Origin of the sequence: Siphonobacter sp. BAB-5385 (assembly GCF_002261125.1) — a bacterium.
Lineage (GTDB): Bacteria > Bacteroidota > Bacteroidia > Cytophagales > Spirosomataceae > Siphonobacter.
Genome location: NZ_NMPS01000184.1, coordinates 1 through 5019, shown reverse-complemented (window position 1 = coordinate 5019; position 5019 = coordinate 1). Strand labels below are relative to the sequence as shown.

The window sequence follows — 5019 nt, the reverse complement described above, 5'->3', positions numbered from 1 at the left end:
AAGCCTTCCAGGCTGGACCTCTCCACGACTAACGACAGCTTGCTCTGGGCCACCGCTGCTTACGGGCGGGAGGGGTTTTCAGCTTTTATTAATAGTTGTTGGTGGTGTTAGAAGACAGTCAAATACCTGCATGGAGGACATAAAACCGAACCCCGTCTTACTCGTGATATGGACTAAATGACCAGCTTTCTCAGCGGGACGAAACAGGTCTTCGTTTAATGCAATACTTCCAATCACAAAATGAAAAGGCTCTTCTTATGAAATCAATACTTTATTAAAATCCTATTCATACAGATTAAAAAACTCTGCCATTCAGAAATTATCGGGCTTTTTTCGAAGAATAGCCTTTTCAATCCTAGAGAAAACCAAGCAAAATGAATCATAGATGCCTTGACAGCACTTCATTTTAACCTTTGATCGCTTTTTGCAATAAAAACCTGCGTTTTTCGCTTACTTTAAGGGTTTGATTTCCATTCTATTCACTTCATGAAAAAACTGCTTACGTTGTTGGCTTTGAGTCCGCTGGCTTTCGCTCAGGCTCAGAATCCAACGAAATTCGCCGAGACCATCAAGGCGGAAGATCTTAAAAAACACCTCTCGTACCTGGCTTCCGACGAACTGGAAGGTCGCGGTACCGGAACGCCCGGTCAGCACAAAGCGGCTGAATACATTGCCAACCACTTTAAGAGTCTGGGTTTAAAGGGTATTGGTCCCGGTGGGAGCTACCTACAACCCGTTGAGCTGGTTGAACTGGGTTGGGGTGATGTGTACCTGAAGACCCCCAGCGGTACGAAAGAATTACTGAAAGATTTCTACGTAACGGGGTCGGGGAATTTCTCCAAAGAAGAGACCCTGGATATCGTACTGGTCGGTTACGGAACGGATGAAGACCTGAATGGGCTAAACCTGGATGGCAAAGCTGCTCTACTGCTCGCCGCCGAACCCCGTAACGCCGAAGCCACGCGTAAGAAAATGGCCGTGTTGAAGGAAAAAGGAGTGCGTTGTGTGTTGACCATTGCTCCGGGTGCCGATGAACAAACGGATAAACTTTATGGTCGGATGCGGGCGTACTCACCCCGGATGAATCGCCTGACGTTCAAGGATGAAAAACGTCCGGAATCTACCTTATTGTCCGTACAGGTGAAGCAGGGACTGGCGAAGGAAATGCTGGGTCTTGATGATACACAACTGGCGAATCTGATGGCGGGGAAGACGAAACCTGCTGATCTCAAGAAAACCCTGACGCTGAAAGCTGAGGAGAAACAGACGCCCATCGAAACGTCAAACGTCGTTGGTTTTCTGGAAGGTACCGACAAGAAAAACGAAGTACTCGTGGTGACGGCTCACTACGATCACATCGGCATTTCGCCCGATGGGCAGATCAACAACGGAGCCAATGACGACGGTTCGGGTACGGTTGGCGTGATGGAATTGGCCGAGGCCTTCTCTAAAGCGGCTAAAGCGGGCAATCGTCCGCGTCGCAGCATTTTGTTCATGACCGTAACGGGTGAAGAAAAAGGGCTGCTGGGCTCGGAATACTATGTAAACCACCCGCTGATTCCGCTGGAAAACACCATTGCCGATTTGAACATTGACATGATTGGCCGGGTGGACAAAGCCCACGAAGGCAAGCCGGATTATATCTACGTGATTGGCTCCGATAAGCTGTCTTCGGAACTGCACGCTATCAATGAAGAAGCGAACAAGAAGTACATCAAGATGGATCTGGACTACACGTTCAACGATCCGAAGGATGTAAACCGTTTCTACTACCGCTCGGACCACTACAACTTTGCGGCTAAGAAAATCCCCATTATTTTCTACTTCAACGGTGTCCACGATGACTACCACCGCCCGACGGATGACGTGGAAAAAATCCAATTCGACAAGGCTGAGAAAACGGCCCGTCTGGTCTTCTATACAGCCTGGGAACTGGTGAATCGGGACAAGCGTATTGTCGTTGATTCCAATAAACCGTAAGGTTTTTAGTAACCCAAAGAAGCCCTGGTTACCATTGGTAACCAGGGCTTTTGCTTTGTAAACACTTGATGGTTAGGAAATGATAAAAAAGGGGCGATAAATAAAAGAATACAGAAAATAATACTCGAAAAGGCCGTGTTTTAGTAAGAAATCCTAAAACGTGGAAATAGTTTTAACAGGAAATGCTAGAGGTATGACAGAAAAGTAGGTTGAAGGCGAACCAGCAAAAGGCTAGTTGTCTTTGCTGCGACATGGACAAAACTCAAAGAAAAAGAGAAAAAAAGCAATACCTACAAATGGGTAAGTTGCGTCTCAGGAATCGAAAAGTAACAGAAGGGAAACGGATGAGAGTGCCTTTTTTTGTAAAAAGATGCCTTAAAAGCTGAACGGAGCGAAACGAAACGTTTTCTCATTATCGCGTCCATTTTTGCTGGAATCATCGGATCGTTTGCTCTGAAATGGGTTATTGCTGAGGAAAGCCTACAAAAAGAAAAAAGGCCAGCGTTTCGGCTGGCCTTTCTGATATGACGGCAGGTTTTATTTAGCCCACTGCACTTTTGCCGTTTGTACGTCGCTGGAATTGGTACCGATCTGAATACTGAATTCGCCCCCTTCCCAGTCGTATTTCAAATCCGTAGTATAGAATTTGAGCTGTTCGGGTGTAATACGAAAGGTAACTTCCTTACTCTCGCCGGGTTTCAGACTGATCTTCTGAAAGCCTTTCAGGTCTTTCACCGAACGCGTTACACTGGCGACAGGATCGCTGATGTAGAGCTGAACAACTTCTTCGCCCGTGTACTTACCCGTGTTTTTTACAGTCACACTTGCCTGTAAAGTCTGATTGCCCTTCAGGGTGGTCTGGCTGAGTTTGACCTCGCTGTAACTGAACGTAGTATAACTTAAACCGTACCCAAAGGGAAATAACGGATCATTGGGTACGTCGAGGTAACGGGATTTGAATTTATCCAGTAACACGCCTTCGTAGGGACGACCCGTATTCTTGTGATTGTAATAAATGGGAATCTGACCAACGTTGCGGGGAAACGTAGCCGTCAGTTTTCCGGCAGGATTGTAGTTGCCAAACAAAACGTCTGCGATGGCATTGCCCGATTCGCTACCGCCAAACCAGGCTTCCAGCATGGCATCGGCGTTGTCGTTTTCCCAGGTAAGCGTCAGCGGACGACCACTCATCAGCACCAGTACCAGCGGTTTGCCCGTTTTTTTCAGTGCTTTCAGTAAGTCTTTTTGATTTTCGGGAATGCCAATGTCAGAACGACTGGAAGCTTCGCCCGACATTTCCTGAGCTTCGCCCACAACGGCCACAATCACGTCTGATTGCCGGGCCACCTTTACGGCTTCCTCGATCATCACTTCCGGCGAACGGGGGTCTACGTCTACGAGTCCGTTCTGAGCGTTCAATCGCTGAATCAGCAGTGTATCCGTCGTGAAGTTGGCTCCTTTGGCGTAATTGATTTTTACATCGCTACCCGCTACGTTTTTAATGCCTTCCGCCACGGTTACGGCTTTTTTCCAGTCGCCAGCAATATTCCAGGTACCCAGCATATTCTTCCGATCATCCGCCAGGGGGCCAATCAGGGCAATGCTGCCGCTTTTTTTCAGGGGTAAGGTCTGATTCGAATTCTTGAGTAGGACATGACTACGGGCAGCCAAGTCGCGGGCAAAGGCCCGGTTCTCAGGTGTCAGAATTTCTTTCGCCGGACGCGACTCGTCCAGGTAGCGATACGGATCGTCAAACAGACCCAATTTGTACTTGGCTTCCAGAATCCGGCGGCAGGCCTGATCGATTTCTTTTTGGGTAATCTTGCCTTCGTTCAGCGATTGTTTGAGTGTCGTTAGAAAGCCTTCGCCTACCATATCCATGTCGGTACCGGCTTTCAAAGCCAGAGCCGAAACCTGTTTCAGATCCCCCAGACCGTGGGCAATCATTTCGTTAATGGCCGTGTAGTCGGTTACCACCAGGCCTTTAAAGCCCCATTGGTTGCGTAACAAATCGGTTACGAGCCATTTATTGGCCGTCGCCGGTACTGCGTCGATTTCGTTGAAGGAAGTCATCACACTCCCTACGCCCGCGTCGATGGCGGCTTTGTAAGGCGGCAGGTAGTACTCAAACATTTTAATACGGCTCATATCCACGGTATTGTAATCACGGCCCGCTTCAGCCGCCCCGTACAGGGCAAAGTGTTTGACGCAGGCGAGAACCGTATTCGTTTCCTTAAAGCTGGTGCCCTGATAGCCGCGAATCATGGCTTTGGCAATGAGCGAACCGAGGTAGGGATCTTCCCCGGAACTTTCGGAAATGCGGCCCCAGCGAGGATCACGGGCAATATCGACCATGGGCGAGAACACCCAGTTCAGCCCATCCGCGGTAGCTTCAGTCGCGGCAATGCGGGCACTTTTCTCAATGCGTTCGAGATCCCAGGTAGATGAAATGCCGAGGGGAATGGGAAAGCTGGTTTTGTGTCCGTGAATGACGTCGAGTCCGAACAGCAGAGGAATGTGCAGCCGGGAATTTTTTACGGCCAGTTCCTGAGGTTTGCGTACCAGCGTCGGATCGTAAATACCGAACAAGCCGCCGACTTTACCCGCTTTAATATTGGCTTCGACGTTTTGGGAAACCGTAGCTCCCGTCGCCGTAAATCCGCCCGGTGTCACCAGATTGAGCTGACCGATTTTTTCATCAATCGTCATCTGGCCCATGAGCTTGGTAATGAAGGTATTCATTTTCGCCTCCGGCGTCTGAGCCTGTACCTGAAGTTGGAACAGACCCGCCAGAAGCAGAAGAGAAGTCTTTTTCATGGAATGAATCATTTATTGATTTCTTGCAGAGTCAAACGGAATTTAGTCTCGAAAGCATGTTAACCTATAGATAGCTCAGGAACTAATAACTTGCTTTTTACAGATGCGTTATCCACCTAGACCGAGTCTGGTTCCGTTGGAACGGCTGACTAGTAGCCCAGAAGCCTTCCAGGCTGGACCTCTCCACGACTGACGACAGCCCGCTTTAGGCCACCGCATTGC

The 5019-nt window shown here is 48.8% G+C and carries 2 protein-coding genes; one reads left to right on the top strand and one right to left on the bottom strand.

What is annotated here, in order from left to right:
* Positions 1–486: 486 nt before the first annotated feature.
* The gene (locus tag BWI93_RS18235) at positions 487–1980 is read left to right on the top strand and encodes a M28 family peptidase (protein WP_094813896.1); all 1494 of its coding nucleotides are present in this window, start codon (positions 487–489) and stop codon (positions 1978–1980) included.
* 537 nt (positions 1981–2517) lie between these two features.
* Here BWI93_RS18235 and bglX read toward each other — a convergent pair.
* A complete protein-coding gene (bglX, locus tag BWI93_RS18230) occupies positions 2518–4797 on the bottom strand; it encodes a beta-glucosidase BglX (RefSeq protein ID WP_094813898.1) in 2280 nt (759 codons plus the stop codon).
* Positions 4798–5019 lie beyond the last annotated feature (222 nt).